The 285-nt window shown below is 61.1% G+C and carries 1 protein-coding gene; it reads right to left on the bottom strand.

The genetic code is table 11. From position 1 onward, the window contains the following. Window positions 1–265, bottom strand: a 265-nt coding sequence (locus tag FLQ44_RS25520; protein WP_500692536.1) for an ATP-binding cassette domain-containing protein, incomplete at its 3' end; no start/stop codon positions are given. Between the last annotated feature and the right edge of the window lie 20 nt (window positions 266–285).

Below are 285 nucleotides of genomic sequence, written 5' to 3' on the forward strand. Positions count from 1 at the left end.
TGGTCAGCCCCACCACGTCTAGATAGTAGGAGGCCATCTCCCGCCGCTCCCGCGGCCCCACGCCCTGAAGCTTGAGACCAAATTCGACATTTTTCTGCACCGACATCCAGGGGTACAGGGTGTAGCTCTGGAAGATCATGCCGCGATCGGATCCTGGCCCCGTCACCACTTGGCCATCCACCGTCATTTCCCCCGCCGTGGGCATATCTAGCCCTGCCACCAGCCGCAGCAGCGTAGATTTTCCGGAGCCTGAGGCTCCGACCACGCAGACAAATTCGCCCGTTT

Source organism: Vogesella mureinivorans, from assembly GCF_007644035.1.
GTDB classification, from domain to species: domain Bacteria; phylum Pseudomonadota; class Gammaproteobacteria; order Burkholderiales; family Chromobacteriaceae; genus Vogesella; species Vogesella mureinivorans.